A 19,767-nucleotide genomic window follows, 5' to 3' on the forward strand; every position below is an offset into this window, starting at 1 on the left:
CAAGAAAATGGCAAAGGGCTGCCGCATAGGACAGCCCCTCGCATCACCTAACGGCGCAAAATGCTGCATCGCACTTGGAAGAAACCTCTATTGCCTGGTCCTGTTCCGGCCCAGCGCAACGGTCGAACCGAGCAGAGCAGCATATTCGTCGGGACTCTTAAGGATCCGAACCGCCTCAGAGATTTGGGGATCGTCGTCGAGGGAGGCTTTGATGCGCCCGTCCCGGCCCTGGGTTGCATTCGCGATCTCCCGCTCGAGATTTTGCCGGATGAACTCCCGCAGGGCCGGAGTCGTCGCGCGGCTGTCACGTTGGAGGTGCGCTTCGAGGGAATCGAGGAGCGTGAAATAGCGTTTGTCGAGTGAATCGGTCCGGCCAATGTCGCGAAGGGCTTTAAGATCCGATTCGCCTCGCAGCGGTGGTGTGAATTTGGCGCTGTCGAGGAACCGGTCGAAAGACTTCAGCAATCCCGCATCGACTTCGACGCGCTGCGGCTTGCCAAACCTGGTGATCCAGTCGCTGACGAAGGTGAAGAAGAGGTCGCGACGGAACATTTCCACTCCGGCCGGATCGACGGGCGGGAATTCGACCTTTACATCTGGAGTGATACCGCCGCCGCCGAAGACGCTGCGACCGGCGCGGGTGGCGAACTTGGGATGCGCCGAATCGCCGTCGGCACTTGCCGTCTGGTCCGGTAGTTCGACGGACTCGCCGGCGTCCTCGTCATCGCTGCCGAACGCGACTAAACTGTCGGATACCGTTCGATCGCGCTGGATGAGACGGCCCGAGGGAGTATAGTAACGCGCAGTCGTGATCTTCAAAGCTGCGCCTTCGTTCAGATTGATGACCGATTGCACAAGGCCCTTGCCGAAGGTTGTCGTTCCCACCAGCACTCCGCGGTCGAGGTCTTGAATGGCTCCGGCGACTATCTCGGAAGCCGAAGCGCTGCCTCCGTTGATCAACACCACCAGAGGGATTTCGGCAGCCTTGGGTTCGCCTTTGGCTTCGAATGTCCGGTCCGAGCGCGGCACCCGGCCCTTGGTGGAAACGATCGGATCGCCGGGCTTCAAAAACTCCTTGGCGACATCGATTGCGGCCGGGAGCAGGCCGCCCGGGTTCGACCTAAGATCGAGTACCAGCCCCTTGGGTCGTTTCGCCATCAGCATCGTCAGGGCGCTGTCGAGTTCCTTACCGGCGCGGTTAGAGAAGTGCACCAGTTTCAGGTAGGCGATGTCGTTGTCGAGCATCCCGGCATAGGAGACATCGCGCACCCGAATCAGTTCACGGGTAAGAACGTAGTCCAGCGGCCGGTCGTAGCCCGGACGACGCACGGTGAGGGTAACGTCGGTGCCCTGCGGTCCCCGAATGAGACGGGAGGCGTCCGAGGTGGTGAACCCGGCGGTGGACTTACCATCGACGGCGATGATAACATCGCCGGCGCGAAGTCCCTTGCGAGCCGCGGGGGTTTCCTCGATGGGCGAAATCACCGTCAGTTCCCGCTTTGGCCCCCGCAGACCGATCTCGATCCCAACCCCGCCGTATTGGCCATGGGTGATCACCTCGAGGTCTTCGGTCTGGTCCGGCTCGTAAAAGACCGTATAGGGATCGAGCGTTCCGAGCATCCCGCGAATGCCGGCCTTGATGAACTTGTCGCTGTCGATCTCCTCGACATAGTTCTTGCTGATTTCGCGGTAGATGTCGCCGAAGAGTCGGATCTGGGAGCCTGTGCCCCGGTAACGCGCCTCTTGATCTACGGCTGTGCTGCGAGGCTCCTGGGCGGTGAGCAGTCCCACCGCGAGGAGCGATGCCAGCCCCCAAATCGTAAGTCGTTTCAACACTATCGATTACCTTTTAAAATGCGGATGACTAATGACCAATGATCAATGAAGCAGCGGTCGGGCGTCATCGACACGGGTCATTAAAATGCGTTTCCTGCCTGCAGCGATAACAGCGTCTGCGAGGCTATTCCTCCCGACGGGAAGAGATGCCCCAGTTGCAGATGCAGCGGCCCGAAGACCGTATCGAACGCGAAGTAGATCGCGGCGCCGAACAACCACTCGCGCTGCTCGAAGACCCGCGGTGGATTGTCCCAGGTGGCTCCGGTGTCGAACCGGATGCCGACGTAACTATCGGCGACGATACGGCTCAGGAGGTCATAGCGAAACTCAGCACCGCCCGACAACTGATGCTTGCCGGTCAGTTGATCGAGATGCAGTCCCGGAAAGGACTCGAGACCGCCCAACCGGGGCCGTTCGTCGAACGGCGTCTGCGGCGACGAGGTAACCCCCTTTAATCGCAGCCCAAGGGTATGCCGGTATTTCGGCGTGGCGAACGATTCCCAATAGAACCTCGTCTGCCAGAACTCCCGGCCGATCCGGTCGGCATCGGTCAAGGGGCGAACGGCGGTCTCAAACGAAAGTCCGGCGCTGACGCCCTGATTGGGATAGGGCCGGCGATCCTCGGTGTCGAGGGCCAGTTCGCCGCCTAACGCAAGAAGCGTATATTGCTCACTGGTGCGATTGGGACGCGACGCGCCGTAACGGCCCTGATGTTCCTCCCAGCGACCGGTTATGCGCAAGCCGCCCCAATCGGGCGCTTCGCCGCCGACTTTGACGATCGCGCCGCCGCGCCATTCGCGATACGAGCCTACCCGTGCGTGATACTGGTCGTAGATATCCCGTTCGCGCCACCGGTAATGTCCCTCCAGGCTGAACGTCGCCGGATAACCAAAAAAACGGTCGGCCTCCGAGGAAAGGCTATGTCGGACGTCACGTTGACCGGGTGACGTGAAAAGCGATAGCCGGGCCGCATAATTCGCCGGACTGGGCAGACTCACCTCGGCAAAGCCGCGAGCGCCTTGCTCATCGTGGTAAGCCAGTCCGAGCCGCACTTGCGGAGCCGGATACTCGATGATCTGGACACGGAGCATCCAGGCGGATCCCGGTCCGCCGGTGCGTTCAAGCGAAGGATAAACCCCCCTGAAGAGACCGGTGGCGTAGAGGTTCGCCGCGGCTTTGCGCACCCCCTCGCGGGTTATGACTTTCCCGCGACGAAGCGGTATCTCACGTTCCAGTCCGGTTGTGGGAACCCGCTCCAATCCGATGAACTGGATGTCGCCCAGCCGACCCTCGTCCACCGTAACCACCAGCGTCCCGGTCGCCGGATCAAACGACTTCCTGGCGACCTCCGCTACCGGATAGCCCGCTTCCCGGTAACGGCGTTCTATGATCCGGCAGACGCCGGCGACGGCAATTGAGTCGTAGTTCTGCCCGCTGAGTGCATCGAACCGGGACAATAGATCGCGGCTGTCGAGCATCCGGCAGCCGATCAGCACAACCCGTCGAAGAACCGTCGGGTTTGCAGGTGAAAGTGCTGCGGCCGACGCTGCCGTATCGCGGCTCGCTCGCTCCTCCAGGAGGTGCAGGATACCGGGAAGCGCCTTTCTTGCGGCTTCGCGGCCGGCTTCAAGGAAGTCGTCGAACGCCTCGACCGGGGCGCTGGCAAGATCGCCGAGTTCGGGCCTGATGATAAGGTCGGCGCCTGCCAGGGAGTTGGCCATCGTTTCGCGCTCGAGGATGGTTGTCACTTGATCGACGATCTGCCACGGTTGATAAGGCAGTCCGGCCGGCTTGAGCGGCGAGGTGGCATCGACCGCAATCACGATACTCCCCAGTTGGCGCGCCGCCGAGACTGGGATGTTCTCGGCAATGCCGCCGTCGATGAGCAACGAGTCGCCGTAGGGAAGCGGATCGAACAGCAGCGGTAGAGCCATCGAACCGCGCACTGAGGGGGCCGGATCGCCCCGCTCGATCACCACCATCGAGCCGGTAACGAGGTCGGTCGCTACGATCCGAAGCGGCACCGGAAGATCGTCCCAATGCTTGCTCGAGCGCGCCGGCAGTTGAAGCGTCAACCAGAGAAGACGGTCGTAAAGGGCTTGGCCGGGCGAGATCGCAGCCGGGACAATCGGGGTCAGGTCTTCCCCCAGCCGCAAAGTTACCAGATGGCGGGACTGGTTGGCGCGACGCGCCAGAGGAAGGCTGCGCCGTTCCGGCTGATCGAGGAAGATTTCGTTCCAGTCCACAGCCCGCAGGTGCATCTCGATGTCGCGGCCGTTCCAACCGCAACTGTAAAGTGCCCCCACCAGCGCTCCGACCGATACTCCGGCGATCCCGCCGATTTCAACACTTGCAGAATCGAGAACCTGCAAGACCCCCACATGAGCCAGGCCTCGTGCGCCTCCTCCCGAAAGCGCCAGCACCAGGGGCGGCTTGGCGCCGTTTTCGGCACCCGGTGAGGAGATGGCGGTTGCACAAGGCGCAAGAATAAGCGCCAGCAACAGGATTCCTCCTGCCGGATCGAGTGGATGGGGACAGAGGTGGCGGTTCCTCCGGAATGTTCCCCCCGGCCGACTCTGCATCAAGGCAGAAGCAGTAGTTTCAGTTTACGGGGTGCTGAATTCAAGTCGGCTCCGATCCGGGCTTGGACGACGTATAGCCCGGCGGGATGCCCTCCTGCATTCCAGTCCCAACTGAGGGCGCCATCGTCGCGGCTCTGCAACCTGACTCCCCCGACCAATCGGCCGGCGAGATCATAGACCCGAAGATCAACCGGCTCGCTCGGAGCCGTCTCGATTGATATGGTCGTTCGGGCGTTGAACGGGTTGGGGTGAGCGTTCAGGATCGATTTTCGGGCCGGCATCGGGTCCGGTTCAAGAAGCGCCATCAAGAGCGTCAGGCCATCCCGGGTGAACCGGTCCGGACCTGAAACCGGCATCAGCCGCACCTCGCGACTTCCTTCGCCCTCAATTGGACGCCAAAGCGCGCGGATTCGTTCCCCTTCGGCATAGCCTGAACCGCCCGGCTCAGTCTCGCCCCATATAGCTGCCCCCTGACGGAGACCCTGCAAAGAATTCAGGCCGGTTTCCAAGGCACCGCAGATGTTACCCTCGCCATCGAAGAACTGGATAGTCCCGGTCAGGGGCGGCTCAAGCCATTCCAGGATGAGGCTCTGATTTTCGGGACCGGGGGCGTCATAGATGGGGTTAGAGGCGGCTACGAACCGGATGCGGTGTCGGATAATCCCCTCGACTTCCGGGTAGATCAAGGTGTCCGAGCGGCGCATTTTTAACTTGTATCCGTTACCGGGCGCGAGGTCGCCGAGGTTATTGAAGCCTTCCTCGACGGCCCAGAACCGGCCCGCTCCATCCTTGACATGCAGCAGATTGTCCCGCACCGATGCGAGGGCCTCAGGGGCGTCAAGCGGAGTTTCGGGCAGATAGGCAATCGTATTCCAGCCGGTCAGAAGCGGTATGGGGGACTCCGCGGCGACGAGTTCACCGGCAAAGACGACCTCGGCGGCTTCAGTCAACCAGACGTGATATCCGGCAAGCGGATTCCAGTCTCCTAACTGATCGATATTCCAGTCCGGCAGGATGAACCGGCCGAAGCCGTTCTTGATGAGGATCAAGCGGTCGTCATCGATCAGACGTGCAAAAATACTCGCGACCGATGGCGGATCGGTGCTCACCGGGGCACTGACGAGCGACCAGCCGCGGGGAAGCGCCAGGGTGACGCCGGGCCTTGCACCAGCCTGCCGGGGCGGAGACCAGAACGACCTGTCGCCCTCGGCATCGAACGCCTGCACTTGATACTCGAACTCGTCGCCCCGGAACCGGTCATCCCACTCGGTCGCATCAAGACTGTCGGCAAGCACCGCCTGGTCTTCATAGGCCGCCAGCGGCCCGATGTCGTCGATGAAGGCTATCTCATCGTTGCGCCGCGAGCCAAATTGGTAATGCCGGAACCGGATGCGCCGCATTGCATCGGCTTCACCGCCGGTGGTCCACCAGGCCCGCCGCCAGCCGTTGGAATTGCCGGTCAGGACCGGCCCGAGGTTCTGATCGTTCAGCACCAGATTACGGGTGCTATCGCCCGGCAGAGGATGCCACTCGAAGCCATCGCTGGAGATTTCGCAAGCCAGACCGTGTCCGTTTTGGGTGCGCAGGTTGTAATTGACCCAGGCCCAAATAGTGTCGGGCAGGGGGATTTCCTCGCGGAGGGTGAGCGTCGCCATGATCGAAGCGATCGAAGCGCGGTAGGAACGCTGGCCGCTGTGTTGATCGACCTGCGAAATGGCGAAATTGACCCGCTCCCAAAGCGCGCCGCCAGACTCGGCATCGTCGAAGATCGGCTCTACGGGCCGTTGCACCCGCACCCGGTAGCCTGACGGGGGATTGTCGTCGTCCTCAACCTCATCCCACACAAGGTGGACTGCGTCTGCTTCGGGTCGATAGATCGCTTCGAATCCGGTTACCGCGGGTGGCCTTAGAACGCGGGAGGGAAGGTCGGCAAACTCCGCCACCGCCAGGCAGGTCTCAATATTCTCCCGCACCAGCGGTTCGACCCGGTTGAGCGGCGGCCAAAAGAAGTCCTCCACCGAGCCGACCTCGACCGTGTAGGCGTAGATTGGACGGTGCTCATCGGAAAAATAGAGCCAGTCGTCGCTCGACCCGTTGACACGGTAGATGATCTCCCAGGGGGCACCGACGAGATAGTCGTTTTCAAGAGCCATCCGGCGGCCCAGGGCGTTGAAGACGGCCAGATCGGGCGGCTGGAGGAAGTCGTAGCCGACCGGATAGAGGCAGAGGTTGCTGTAGGAATGGAAGTAGATTGAGATGCTGAAGCGGCGATTGTTGACCCACCGGCGAACCGCATCGGTCTCGGGCTCCGAGAAGGCGCTCGGTCCACGATAGGTCTCGGAATTGCCGCTGGGGCTCGAGCCGACGTTGTCGAAACCCCACTGGAAGCCGAAATTGCGGTTGAGATCGACGCCGATCGTGCCGTCGCCGTTGTTGCGCATATTCTTACGCCACATCCCGCCGCCGTCGGGGTTGGAGCGCTCGTTCTCGTAGTATCCATCCGGGTTGTGACAGAGGATGAACCAGAGTTGACGTTCATCTACGAGTCGGGTGATGCGGTCGTCGGCGCCGTAGTTGCCGATCAGGTGCTCGATCACTCCAAAGAGGACCTCGGCGGTGATCACCTCCCGGGCATGGATAAGTGAGGTGTAGAGCGCTTCCGGCTCATCCTCCTCGTCCTCGTCGGGATTGTCGGAGACCTTGACGGCATAGATCGGGCGGTCCTGCAGACTGCGCCCGATGACGACCGGCTCGCTGACGAGGTCGGAGGCGATCTCGCGCAGTTCGTTCATCCGGGCGACGATTTCAGCAAAGGTCATGTAGCCGCCCATATCGTCGCGACGTGCGGCTCCGAGGCGGCGGGCAAAGAACGACTCGACATCCTCGATGGCGACGTAGTAGTTTAGGCCGAGCGAGTTCAGCCGCGCGCGGTCGGAGTCGTCCCGGAGCGCGACCTCGACCATCCCGTCGGGGGAGAGGTGCGTCAGGTCGAGCCCGGCAGCCTGCAGGCGCTCAAAGTCCCGATAGTCCTCCACCGCCACACGCACCAGTTGGGTGGCGTGCAGCGGTGCGAGAAGGGCTATTAGCAGTGTTGCACCGTTGATTATCCTACTGAATCGGGTCATTCTTCGCTCCCTTATAGCCTTCAGAAACCTGCCGGACGAAGGCGTCCGGCGAGCACAAGTATCTTTGTCGCTCAATGTTCTCAATTCCTCACCTCCTTCAACACCATCCCCTTCACCCCCGTCCCGGCATGAATCTGCATCGCAAGCGCCTCCGCTTTCGACCGGTCAGTGAACCGTCCGACGGTTACTGCGATCAAGTCCCTGCCGTCGGGATACTTCTTCGTGACATACTCCACTTTGCCGAACCGCGCGATACGGCGGGCGAAAGACTCGGCACCGGAGCGTGACGAAAAGGCGCCGGTTTGCACCGTCCATAAAGACCCCGGCTCCGACAACAAAGGACTCGCCATCGTATTCGCATCGGAGGCAGCCTGAGCGGCGCGTCGGTGCTGGTCGAGACGGTCGCGCAGGAGGATTTCGAGTGCAGGGCTTGGATTCAGTTCCAAAGCCCGGCTGAAACAAGTCTTTGAAACGGCACCATCCGCCTCGAACAAGCCGCGAAGGAACTGCCCGGATGCGGTCGAGTCCGGGGTCGATGCGAGCGCAGCCTCGAGCGCAGCGACATCCGAGGCGTGATAGAGCTCGACCAGCGCTTCATCGGGGAGCGCGGCGAAGGCAGTAAGGCTTCCCGTCGTCAATAATAGAGCGAGAGCGCTCATTCCTCACTTATGATTGGTGCCTAATCTGCTTTTGCTCCCCCGATAAATCGGGAAGCCACCAGTAGTCTCTTTTGCATTAGCATCAGCATTATTAATCAGTGCAGAAAAGAGTTGACTTGGAGGGCGGACTATCTTGTCTGCCCTTGCCTAATAGGAACTCTTCATCAGGGCGGACAGGAATATCCGCCCTCCAGGAACGGCAACAATAATCTGCACCTCCTAATAGCATCAGCATCAGCATATCACTTTCTGCGGTCGCCGTAAAAGGTGTGCCATTCGCCGCACGCCGGGCACCTCGGCAGGATCCGCTCGGCTTCCGCCCCGCACGACCGGCAGTAGAGCGATAGCGATTTCGCAATCAATGCCTGGACCATTCGGTCGAGATGCCGTCCGGCTTCGTCGTCGGCACCCCGCCGCCTCAGGAGTTGCGTCTTCAGGAGCAACAAGGTCGCGTCGTCGGGATTCGACTCGAGCGCCCGGTCGCAGAGGTCGAGTGCGTCGTCCACCTCGCCCTTCTTGGACTTCAGATCGATGAGGGCTACCGCCAGCGCGCGATTGGCCGGCGCCTGTTCGAAGGACTTTTTCAAGATAGATTCGACCTCACCGAAACGGCCCAGATCGTAGAGGAGCGGTTCGAGCAGGGAGAGGGCAAGGTGCGCCTGATCGGGTTGTTCGCGCATAAATTTCGAGAGCCACTCGAAGGCGTCGTCGCCGCGGCTCTCGCGGGTGTAGGAGGCTGCAATGTGGAGCATCCCGGTGGGCGCCTGGGGATCGACCCGCATCGCATCCTTGAAGGCGACGCGCCCGTCATGTTCCTTGCCGGCAGCGCAGAGCGCTTCGCCCTCCTGCAACAGGTAGAGGGCCATTCGCCGGTCGTCGGGACGGCCGGTTACGGAGTTGAGTTTCTTCAGCGACTCGGCCGCATCGCGCCAGCGGTTCTGATGTTCCAGCAGTCGCAGCCGGATGATGAGGTCGTCGGGCGTCCCCGGGTCCAGGGATCGAGACCGGTCGAGGTAGCGATGGGCGCGGTCGAGGTTGCCGGCTTGCTCGTGGTCACAGGCGAGTTCGCGGTAGATCGCCGCGAGGACGTGAGGCGGCTGGTCGGCACGGACCGAAAGTTCGAGGTGAATCTGCGCAGCGCGGCGCGGCTTGCCCATCTGCCGGAGAATGCTCCCCAATTTCAGATAGGCGTCCATATGATCGGTATTGGCGCGGATGGCGTCGGCAAAGGCGGACGCGGCTTCGCGCAGCCGCCCGGCGAGGAGGTGGTTCAGCCCCTCGGTATAGGGATCGCGCGGGATGACGCGCCGGGTTTGCTGTTTTTGCCACCAACTGTAAGCCGCAACGCCGACGATAGCCGCCAGCGCCGCGACGAACATCCAGAGCAGGCCGCTGTCAGGCTGAGGAGTCATTGGAGCCGGGCCTTTCGGGGTGAGGTGGAGGTGTCGTTCACTCTTCGCCTCCGTCGGCCATCAGTTCATCGTCGAGCGTTACGGTCCGCAGACGGTCGAGTTCGGTGCGGAGGCGGCTGATCTCCTTATTTGCCCGGTGCAGTTTCATCCGGTGCTGCACTTGATTGACCGCTGCAATCAGTGCGGCCAATATAATGCCGACCGCGAATGCCGCGTAGGCGACGAGGTAGAGCGGCACCGGCTGCGACTTCCAGGTCCAGAGCATCACTTCGACGCTCCCGGCATTCTGCATCGCAAAGCCGGCCACGATCAAGGTTACCGCGCCGATGATCGTCCAGCGTATTATCCACATAGTGCCTTCCTTACGGCCGATTCAGGCCGGTTCCTTCTGCCGATTGCCCGAATGTTGAATATAGACTCCCCGCCCGGCGAAAGCAAGCCCGACGCGCAGGATTGCCGGATAGGGTTGGGGGCAGTGTATATTGTGAGCCGGATGATTATTCAAGTTCCGCCTCGCTTGCATGTCCCGTAGAAGTCATAACGCAACATCGACGGAAGCCACTCCAACGAGATTTGCCGGGTCGATCATACGGCGTTTCAGGGCTGAATGCCGCCGGTTGGGCATCCTGACGCCCGGCAGTTGCAGCCTGGTTGCCTGTTCGGGAGGACCCGACTCGGCAGCGCTGCTCGATCTGGCGGTTGGACTAACCCGTGAAACCGATGCCCGCATCCGGGTGGCGCATTTCGATCATTCGCTTCGTCCTGAGTCGGCAGGCGAAGCCGAAGCCGTCGGTCAAATGGCGCATAAGTATGGCGTGCCATTTATCACCGGACAGGCCGGTGCGGAGATCGCACACGCTCCGGATGGGCTGCACGCCGCAGGACGACGACTACGGTACCGTTTTCTGACTTCCGCCGCTCGCGAGTGGCTTGCCGAAGAGCCGGAAGCGTCCAACGTCGCGATTCTGCTTGGACATCAGCAGGACGACCAGATCGAAACCGTCCTGATGCGGCTCCTTGCCGGCTCCGGAGTCGAAGGACTGGGAGGGATGGCGGAGCAGATTATGGGGGAAGGCGATCTGCGCATCCGGCTGGTCCGGCCGCTGCTGTCGTTTCGCCGGGAGGAACTCGAAGCCTATTGCCGCGAACGCGGCCTGGCTTACTTCACCGATCCGAGCAACGACGAGTCGCGCTATCCCCGGTCGGCGCTGCGAAAGACGATCATTCCGCTTCTTGAGGCGCAGTTCGGGCCCGTAGTGCGCAAGGGTATCCTTAGATCGGCGGGACTGATTCGCGAAGCCGGCAGCGAGATGGCTCGAATGATCGACGAGGCAGAGCACAATTCCCGTCTCGATGCCGGTCCGGGCTGCGTAACTCTTGATTATGTCCGCTATGCTTCGTATTATAGTTTGATTAGGCAGGGACTGCTCCAACGCGCAGTGCGGCAACTGCTTATGGCAGGCAGGAGCGATGCGATCCCGCTTCGCATTGCGCTGGAGCGATGCCAAAAGGCCGATGCGGCGATCCTCACCGGACGTCGCGGTCCGACCGAAATGGGCGGGGGCGTCGGCATCATCAGGTCCGGCTCGACGATCCGGATATATCTTGCGCCGGTCGAATGGCGCGAAGCGTTGTTGCGACCGGGTGAGAAGTTCTACCTGCCGGACGGCAGCCTGATAATCATCGAGCAGGTTGCCGCCGCCGCGGTCCGACTTCCACCGGTTTCAGGGGAACTTGTCATCGACGGCGATGGACTGCCATCGGAGGGCCTTCTGATCCGGCCGGCCCGTCCCGGCGACCGCATGCTGCCGCTGGGCGCCGGTCATCCCTGCCGCGTGTCCGACCTTCTCCGGGCTGCCGGAGTGCCGCTTGAGCAGCGGCGAACGGCTCCGGTTCTGATCGTTGGCAGCGACATCGCTGCCCTGCCTCCCTATCGCATCGGGGAGCATTTTCAACTTCGAGCGGCCACCCGCCGCGCCCTGCTGATCCGCCTGGAGCGTCGATCGCAGGCTGACATCTAAAGGACGTTATGAACGAACATACCCCTCCGCCGGGCGACCGCAAGCGGAGCGGAGGCAGGAAGCGGCGTCCGCCGACCTTGCCCGACGACCAGATGGACTGGCGTCGGAAGTGGTTGCGGATGCTGACGCTTTGGGCGCTGATCGTGCTGGTAGCCTACATCCTATACAACTACCTGAACGTTACGGAGAAGCCCGAAGTTCGCAAATCCTTCACTCAATACCGGCAACTGATCGAGTCCGATCAGATCGACGCCGCCGACATCATCGACCGCGAGTTGCACGGCCGCCTCAAGGACGGCACGGCCATCGTTGTCACCCTCCCTTTTATCGACCAGCAGATGCTCACCGAATGGGACAGTCTGCGAATCGACTATCAGTTCAAGGAAAAGACGACCAACTGGGTCGGTCAGATCCTGATCTCATTCCTGCCCTGGCTTCTGATTATCGCCTTCTGGATCTATCTCTTCCGGCGGATGCAGGGCGGCGCCGGCGGGCCGAAGGGGCTCTTCTCGTTCGGTAAATCGCGCGCCAAACTCTCGATGGAAGGCAAGCCACGCATCACCTTTGCCGACGTCGCGGGGTGCGACGAAGCCAAAGAGGAACTGAAGGAGGTGATCGATTTCCTCCGCGACCCGAAGAAGTTCTCGCGGCTCGGCGGGCGCATCCCCAAGGGTGCGCTGCTGCTGGGGCCTCCCGGAACCGGCAAGACGCTGCTGGCAAGGGCGGTCGCAGGGGAAGCCGAAGTGCCGTTCTTTTCGATGTCGGGTGCGGACTTCGTCGAAATGTTTGTCGGTGTCGGCGCGGCGCGGGTGCGCGACCTCTTCGAGACCGGTAAGAAGCACGCCCCCTGCATCATCTTCATCGATGAGATCGACGCCGTCGGGCGGCATCGCGGAGCCGGTCTGGGCGGCGGTCACGACGAACGCGAGCAGACCCTCAACCAGTTGCTGGTCGAGATGGATGGATTCGAGTCGAACGAGGGTGTCATCCTGATCGCCGCTACCAACCGCCCCGACGTCCTCGACCCGGCGCTCACCCGACCGGGCCGGTTCGACCGCCAGATCGTCGTCGATCGCCCCGACGTCCGGGGCCGCGAAGGAATCCTGAAGGTGCACACCAAGGAGATTCCACTTTCGGGCGACGTCCGACTCGAAGTCCTCGCCAAGGGCACTCCCGGCCTGGCCGGTGCCGAACTGGCCAACCTTGCCAATGAAGCCGCACTGCTGGCAGCCCGCAGGGGCGCCCAGCAGGTTTCGATGAACGACTTCGAGGAAGCCAAGGACAAGGTGATGATGGGCACCGAGCGGAAGAGTCTGCTCATATCGGAGGACGAAAAGCGCCAAACCGCTTTTCACGAAGCCGGACACGTCCTCGTCGCGAAACTGACTCCCGGCAGCGATCCTGTCCACAAGGTGACAATCATCCCGCGGGGGCGGGCGCTTGGCCTGACCCATTACCTGCCACTCGACGAAAAGCACAACTACAGCCGCACCTACCTCCGGTTGACGCTGTCGCACCTGCTCGGAGGCCGCGCTGCCGAGAAGATCGTTTTCAACGAATACTCGACCGGAGCCGGCAACGACATCGAGCGGGCGACCGAAATTGCCCGCAAAATGGTCTGCGAGTGGGGAATGTCCGACCGCCTCGGGGCGATTGCCCTGGGTCAGAAGCAGGAGGAGATCTTCCTGGGACGGGAACTCTCCACCCATCGAGACTTTAGCGAGCGTACCGCGCAGGAGATCGACAGCGAAATACGCCGCATCGTCGGCGACGCCGAGCGCTCGGCGGAGAAGACTCTCCGCGAGAATCTCGACAAGTTGCGGCTGGTCGCGGAAGCGCTCCTCGAGCGGGAAATCCTCGACGGCGACGAAATCGACATCTTGATGAAAGGCGGCAAACTACCGCCGGTCAACCACCGGACGGTTGAGAAGCCCGCGGAAGCGTCTTCTCGGGATGGGTCCGGTGCAGCGCGCCGGGAGAGACGTCAACGGCGGCCGCAACGGCCCTTCAGCGAGCGGCGCCCTCAGTCGTCAGCCCGCCCGTCCGGCGATACCGGCGAGAGCCGCAGTCCCCGACCGGGAACACCGCCTCCCGCCGGAAAGACTTCCGACGACGGCGCATCGCGGTCACCGTCGCAGTTGAGACGGGACTTCGCCCGACAGCACGGGGTCGTCAGCAGCCGCGACCCCGAGAACCGCCGTCCGCTCCCCTCCGAAATGGCGCGTCGCCGGCGCGATGAGACTCCCCGCAGCGACTCGCCGGCCGAAGCGTCGCCGCCGACCGCTGCCGCCGGGGAACCTCCAGCGGCGACGGGTGAAGCGGCGCATAGTGCCGAGCGCACTTCGTCCAGGCGGCGTCGCAGCCGTCGCCCTCGCAGCGGCAGCCGCCCAACCCCATCGGGAGGCGAAGGTGCCGGAGGAAGTTCACAGGCAGATACGCCCTCCAGCGGGCCGTCCGAACCGCGAAGCGCCGACAGCGATGGATGAGGACAAAATCCGCCGTGCCGTGAGGCTTATCCTCGAAGGTATCGGAGAAGACCCCGACCGCGAAGGCCTCGCCGGGACGCCCGACCGGATCGTCCGGATGTTCGGCGAAATCTACAAGGGGGTCGGGGTCGAGCCGTCCGAAAAGGTGTCGCTCTACACCTCGGAAAACCAGGACGAGATGATCGTCGTCAAGGACATCCCGTTCTATTCGATGTGCGAGCATCACCTGCTCCCCTTCTGGGGGCACGTCTCGATAGGCTACATTCCGGGCAACAATCAGGTAACCGGCTTTTCGAGTCTGGTGCGGCTGGTTGAAACCGTCGCTGCCCGCCCTCAGATTCAGGAGCGGATGACGACCGAACTGGCGGATGTTCTGGTGCAAAGGCTGAAGCCGAACGGGGTCATCGTGGTGATCAAGGCGCGGCACCTCTGCATCGCGATGCAGGGCGTCCGGCGGGAGGCGACCGAGACGATCACCTCGGCGCAACGAGGCTACCTGAGGAAGCAGATCACCCGGCTGGAAGCGCTCAATCTGATGGGCGGGCGATAGGATGGGGCTTAACTCATTCGACAGCGATTTCGATGCACGACTGCCTCTATCGCACCGACTATTGCGCGCTGTCGGTTCACTCCGCGAGTTTCGCGGGCAAGAAGCGCTCTTTATCAGGCAGCGTCCCGAAGTTCTACAAGCCCTGCGCCGCACCGCCATCATAGCATCGACGGAGTCGAGCAACCGGATTGAGGGAATTGCCCCCCCGCGAAAGCGGTTGGTGGAAATCGTCGAGGGGCAAGCCCCCAATGGTGACCGATCCGAACAGGAGGTCGCTGGCTACCGGGACGTTCTCAACACTATACATGAGCACCACCGGGGTATTCCCTTCAATGTGAACATCGTCCTCCAATTCCACCGCGATCTCTTCAGATACACCGCTGCCGGCGGGGGGCATTGGAAGGTCTCACAGAACGAGATCACCGAGACCCTGCCCGATGGCAGCAGGTGGCAACGATTCCTTCCGGTCGCGCCGCACTTGACCGATCAAGCGATGCGGGACCTGCACGAGTCCTTCGACCGAAACTGGCAGGCGCAGCAAATTGACCCGTTGCTCCTGATACCGGCATATGTTTTCGATTTTCTCTGCATCCACCCCTTTGGCGACGGCAACGGCCGGATGGCGCGCCTTCTCACCCTGCTCTTGTTCTATCGGGCAGGGTTCGAGGTCGGTCGATACATCAGCCTTGAGCGAATCATAGAGAAGACTAAGGAGGAATACTACCGAACGCTCGAACTGTCGTCCGCCGGTTGGCATAATGGCGAGCACAGTCTGGCGCCGTGGACGGAATACTTCCTCGGCATGCTGACGGCTGCGTATCGCAAATTTGAGGAAAGGGTTGGAAAGGTGTCGGGAAAGCGAGGCTTCAAGCGCGATATGGTGCTGGCAGCAATAGAGAGTCGAGCCGCTTCGTTCACCATTAGAGAGATCGCGGAGCGCTGTTCAATAGTAGGCATCGACCATATTCGTCAGGTGCTGAATGCGGCCCGGCGAGAGGGACGCTTGGAGGTTGTCGGACATGGCAAAGCGGCGCGCTGGCGGAAGACGGGACTGTGAAGGCAATGAAATCGACTTTGGGGCATTTTGGGGCATTTATGGTATTAGAATCTCCAGCCAGACTACCTTCCACGATGCACAACTCAATTTATTTTAATAAGTTACACGATTGTCTCGATTAGCGTATGCCAGAGTATTAGTGGCATTAAAGTGGTTGTTGATACCACTAATCGCCGCCTCGCGTTCTCACCATCGACGCCACCGCCCTCCCCGCCGGGTGGTATCAGTTGAATCTCACTGCAGGAAATCGGACGGTCAGCAAGTCTATCGTATTGGGAAAATAGATATCTCACCACAGAGAGCACAAAGGGACACAGAGATTTGACTCTGTGCTTCTCCGTGTCCTCTGTGGTGAATAAAAGTCAGTGTTTCTCACCGATCACCTCGCCTATCTTTCCGGCTGGATACCCTTCGGCCTTGGCATAATCCCGCTCGTGGGCGGAGCCTTCACCTTCATCTGGTGGACGGTCTGGAAGGGGACGGGATTCTACACCGTCCGGCGCTTTCGCCTTGTCCTACTCATTGGCTGGGCATCTGTCGTGACGCTCTATACGGCGCTCTGGTCGCTCAAGCCTCCGCCGCCGGTGCCGATCCGGGTCCACACGATCCTATACGACCCTACCTACTACACCACCGGCGCGTGGCGGACGCAACTGGTGTCGGAAACGATCCAGAACCGGCTCGTCGCATCGCCGGACCCGATCAACGTCCGGATCGGCAACTTCACGCCGGGCAGTTGGTTCGTGCCGCCCGATCCTCATGCTCTCGACCGATTGCTCCTCGATCTGCGAGTCAACTACATCGTTCGGGTGGGACTGAAGGACACCGCCGGCGTCGTCACGGTGCATATTCTGCGGCGGAGCGGGGAGACCTACCGCGAGGTCGCGGAGTTCGATACGCCGCCCGTCGAAGGGCCGCGCGCCGCAGTCTGGGCGGCGCGGGAAGTTGCCGTCAGGATCGGCGACCGGTCGAATCCAAATCCCTGGCCCGGAATGCCTCCCAATCTGCCGGGCATTGCCTTCCAACGCTACTACACCGCACTTGCTAGCCTGACCCGGGAAACGACTCAAGCGCCGCTCGACAGTCTGCGGCAACTCGCTGCCGACTATCCCAAGTGGGCAGCGCCCCGAATCGCATTCGCGAGCCACCTCCTGCAGAGCAATCCGGGGCTTTATCCAGACGAGATCGACTCGCTGCTGACCGAGGCTCTTCATGTCGAACCGGACCGTGCCGAAGGGCTCCTGCAATATGGTCGGTTCAACCTCGAGTTTCGCCGCTGGGACGAAGCCGAGTCGGCGCTCAAGTTGGCTTTCCACTATGGCCCCGATGATCCGCGGGTCTATCTCTACTTGGCACGGCTATCAGAAGCGCGACTTGCCGACCTCCGATTGAAGTCGCGGATTGACCTCCTCGAGCGGGCGATCGTCCTCGATCCCGGCTATGAGGCGGCGCGGCTGCTCCTGGCAAGTGAGTGGAAACGTCGCGGGCGCCGGCCGATCGCCCATAAGGTGCTTGAAGACGGCCTCGCGATCAATCAAAAATCGCCGACGCTGCTTCTGTCGAAGTCGTCGCTCGAGATCGAAATGACCCGCTTTCCGGCAGCCATCGCGACCTGCGATTCGCTCCTTACATACTCGCCCCGTCATCCGAAGGCACTCTATAACCGCGGCCTGGCGCTTATCGGGGTAAAACGTTACGATGAAGCGGTCGGGTCCTTCAAGGAGTCGCTCGAAGCCGGCGGGACGCCCGAAAATTACTACTACCTCGGAGTCGTCCATCAGAAAACGGGACGTTACGAGGAGGCCATTAAATGGTATCAGCGACGCTTCGCTGCCCTCAAGAGCAGCGATGACCAGGGCGCCAAGTCGGCCCGGGCGCGCATCGAGATGTTGCGCGCCTGGCTCGCCGATACGACCCGGTCTCGTCCGACGTTGAATGTGGACCATGAAGTGGAGGCTGCGGCCGATGATTAGCCCCTTCGACGGATTCATGCTGAGCGCGCACCGGGGCGGGCTTTACTACCGCCCTGAGAACAGCCTCGCAGCGTTCGCCTACTCGCTTGACAATGGCATCGGCTGGGTCGAGTGCGATGTGCGTCTCTCGAAAGACCTGAAATGCGTCCTCTATCACGACGAGGAGGTTGTCTTCCCGCATAACGGCTCGAAGCGGGTGCGGGAGTTGACAAGTGCCGAGTTGCGCGCTGCCGACATCGGCGGCGGCGAAGGCGTAACGACGCTCGATGATGCCTTTCGACGTTTCGGCGGGCAACTGGCCTTCGATGTCGAACTGAAGGAACTCGACGCCGTCGAGCACGCGCTCGACGTGATCGACCGGTGTCATATGAGCGACCGGTCTATGGTCACGTCGTTCATTCCGGAAGCGCTGCAGGCTGCCCGGGACCATAAGCCGTCGCTCGTGCGGGGGCTTCTGGTGGACCGGCTAACGGGCCGGATAGTCCGCGGTCGCAGCGGTGTCCGAGGGGCGCTCCTGTTGGGCTGCGACTATCTTCTCCCTCATCATACCCTCCTGACGCCCGAATGGGTCGTCGAAGCCCACGTCGAGGGGCTCAAGGTCGTCGCCTGGACGGTGAACCGGCTGGACGATGCGGCAAGGCTACTTGATTGGGGCATCGACGGGATCATCTCCGACCGTCCCGACTACCTTAAACCGCTCATCCGCGAAAAGCGGCCGGGCGAAGGCATTTAATGCTCCTCCGGTAACTCCGCATCACCCTATCCAATTTCTTGATTTTCGATTCGTCTAACGCTCGTAGGCCGGACTTCACAGGATTCTTCTCTTCCCATACCCTTTTCCATTTGTAAGTAGAATGGGTTTACGCAAACTACAGACCCTCCGCAGCGCAAACGGCCGCGAGGCGCACCACGAGACGAGATGGACCAGCGATCCTGCGGTCCGTAAGGTGCGGGTAGGACCGCTCCAGATCGGCGGCGGCGCGCCGGTGGTCGTTCAGTCGATGTGCTCGACCGACACCCGCGACGTCCGGACGACCCTTGCGCAGGTGCATCGTCTCGTCGAAGCCGGCTGCGAACTGGTGCGCGTCGCGGTGCCGGACGAGGAGGCTTCGGCAGCGCTGCCGGACATCGTGAGAGAGGCCGGCGTCCCGATCGTCGCCGACATTCACTTTCACTACAAGCGGGCGCTCGAAGCGATCGCCGCCGGCGTCGCCAAGGTGCGGCTCAATCCGGGCAACATCGGCTCGCGCGACCGGGTGAAAGCGGTCGTCGAGGCTGCCGGCGAAGCCGGTATTCCGATCCGAATCGGCGTCAACAGCGGCTCGATGCCCGACGACATCCTCCAGCGCGATAACTACATCGTTACGCCGCAGGGGATGGTCGATGCCGCTCTCCGCGAGGTCGAACTCCTCGAGCGGGAAGGCTTCCGCGACATCGTCGTTTCGATGAAGGCAACGGAGACGAAGGTGATGGTGGAGGCGAACCGCCTCTTTCGCCGGGCGACCGACATCCCACTCCATCTGGGGATCACCGAAGCGGGGCTGGAGGGCTACGGCTCGATCAAGTCGGCGATCGGGATCGGCAGTCTCTTGATCGATAGCATCGGCGAGACGATCCGGGTCAGTCTGACTGCCGAGCCGGAAGAGGAGATCAAGGTCTGCTGGTGGATACTCGAATCGACCGGGGTGCGGCGTCGTTCGCCGGAACTGGTCGCCTGCCCGACCTGCGGGCGGATCGAGATTGATCTCTTCAGCCTGACGGCGGAGGTTGAGAAAATGCTGAAGGGCCTCGATTTGCCGATCAAAGTGAGCGTGATGGGCTGCGTCGTCAACGGGCCGGGGGAGTGCCGCGACGCCGACATTGGGCTGGTGGGCGGCAAGGGAAAAGGGCTGATCCTGCGCCATGGCGCAATCGTCCACACCGTCGCGGAGGAGGATCTGCTGCCGAAGTTCCGGGAGGAACTGGCGGCGCTGGTGGAAGAGGAGCGAGGTCGAACCGCGTAATGACCGATGCCCGGTAGGGGCGCGAAGAATCGCGCCCGCGTAGGGGTTTGATGCTTGTGGCAC

General features: G+C 61.8%; 13 protein-coding genes. 7 read left to right on the top strand and 6 right to left on the bottom strand.

Features of this window, described 5'->3' with window-relative positions; translation table 11 throughout:
* Window positions 1–87: 87 nt before the first annotated feature.
* The 6 genes from FJY67_01895 to FJY67_01920 all read right to left on the bottom strand — a co-directional run bounded on the left by FJY67_01895 (window position 88) and on the right by FJY67_01920 (window position 9,966).
* The gene (locus FJY67_01895; protein ID MBM3328210.1) at window positions 88–1,839 is read right to left on the bottom strand and encodes a PDZ domain-containing protein; all 1,752 of its coding nucleotides are present in this window, start codon (window positions 1,837–1,839) and stop codon (window positions 88–90) included.
* Between the two features lie 77 nt (window positions 1,840–1,916).
* Window positions 1,917–4,421: a hypothetical protein gene (locus tag FJY67_01900; protein MBM3328211.1), complete on the bottom strand. Its 2,505-nt coding sequence runs from the start codon at window positions 4,419–4,421 to the stop codon at window positions 1,917–1,919.
* A complete protein-coding gene (locus FJY67_01905) occupies window positions 4,418–7,618 on the bottom strand; it encodes a T9SS type A sorting domain-containing protein (protein MBM3328212.1) in 3,201 nt (1,066 codons plus the stop codon). Before FJY67_01905 ends, FJY67_01900 begins: the two co-directional genes overlap by 4 nt.
* 5 nt (window positions 7,619–7,623) lie before the next feature.
* Complete coding sequence (locus tag FJY67_01910) at window positions 7,624–8,202, bottom strand: SPOR domain-containing protein (GenBank protein ID MBM3328213.1); 579 nt, start codon at window positions 8,200–8,202, stop codon at window positions 7,624–7,626.
* A 242-nt stretch (window positions 8,203–8,444) separates the two neighbouring features.
* Window positions 8,445–9,614 (bottom strand): tetratricopeptide repeat protein, encoded by a 1,170-nt coding sequence (locus FJY67_01915; protein MBM3328214.1) that lies wholly within the window; start codon window positions 9,612–9,614, stop codon window positions 8,445–8,447.
* Window positions 9,615–9,651: 37 nt separating this feature from the next.
* On the bottom strand, window positions 9,652–9,966 hold the full coding sequence (locus FJY67_01920; GenBank protein ID MBM3328215.1) for a LapA family protein: 315 nt from the start codon (window positions 9,964–9,966) through the stop codon (window positions 9,652–9,654).
* Window positions 9,967–10,135: 169 nt separating this feature from the next.
* Between FJY67_01920 and tilS the strand changes: the two genes are divergently transcribed.
* From tilS to ispG, 7 genes are all read left to right on the top strand, one after another.
* Complete coding sequence (gene tilS / locus FJY67_01925; GenBank protein MBM3328216.1) at window positions 10,136–11,635, top strand: tRNA lysidine(34) synthetase TilS; 1,500 nt, start codon at window positions 10,136–10,138, stop codon at window positions 11,633–11,635.
* Between the two features lie 119 nt (window positions 11,636–11,754).
* A complete protein-coding gene (gene hflB, locus FJY67_01930; GenBank protein MBM3328217.1) occupies window positions 11,755–14,121 on the top strand; it encodes an ATP-dependent zinc metalloprotease FtsH in 2,367 nt (788 codons plus the stop codon).
* Window positions 14,114–14,671 carry a GTP cyclohydrolase I FolE gene (gene folE / locus FJY67_01935; protein MBM3328218.1) on the top strand — a complete coding sequence of 186 codons (558 nt, stop codon included), beginning with the start codon at window positions 14,114–14,116 and terminating at the stop codon, window positions 14,669–14,671. The genes hflB and folE overlap by 8 nt, the downstream gene beginning before the upstream one ends.
* A gap of 1 nt (window position 14,672) precedes the next feature.
* Window positions 14,673–15,728: a Fic family protein gene (locus FJY67_01940; GenBank protein MBM3328219.1), complete on the top strand. Its 1,056-nt coding sequence runs from the start codon at window positions 14,673–14,675 to the stop codon at window positions 15,726–15,728.
* A 365-nt stretch (window positions 15,729–16,093) separates the two neighbouring features.
* Window positions 16,094–17,701, top strand: coding sequence for a tetratricopeptide repeat protein (locus FJY67_01945; GenBank protein ID MBM3328220.1), 1,608 nt, complete (start codon window positions 16,094–16,096; stop codon window positions 17,699–17,701).
* The gene (locus FJY67_01950; protein ID MBM3328221.1) at window positions 17,664–18,434 is read left to right on the top strand and encodes a glycerophosphodiester phosphodiesterase; all 771 of its coding nucleotides are present in this window, start codon (window positions 17,664–17,666) and stop codon (window positions 18,432–18,434) included. Before FJY67_01945 ends, FJY67_01950 begins: the two co-directional genes overlap by 38 nt.
* A 121-nt stretch (window positions 18,435–18,555) precedes the next feature.
* The gene (ispG, locus tag FJY67_01955) at window positions 18,556–19,704 is read left to right on the top strand and encodes a flavodoxin-dependent (E)-4-hydroxy-3-methylbut-2-enyl-diphosphate synthase (protein ID MBM3328222.1); all 1,149 of its coding nucleotides are present in this window, start codon (window positions 18,556–18,558) and stop codon (window positions 19,702–19,704) included.
* Window positions 19,705–19,767: the final 63 nt, after the last annotated feature.

Source organism: Calditrichota bacterium (assembly GCA_016867835.1).
GTDB lineage: Bacteria > Electryoneota > AABM5-125-24 > Hatepunaeales > Hatepunaeaceae > VGIQ01.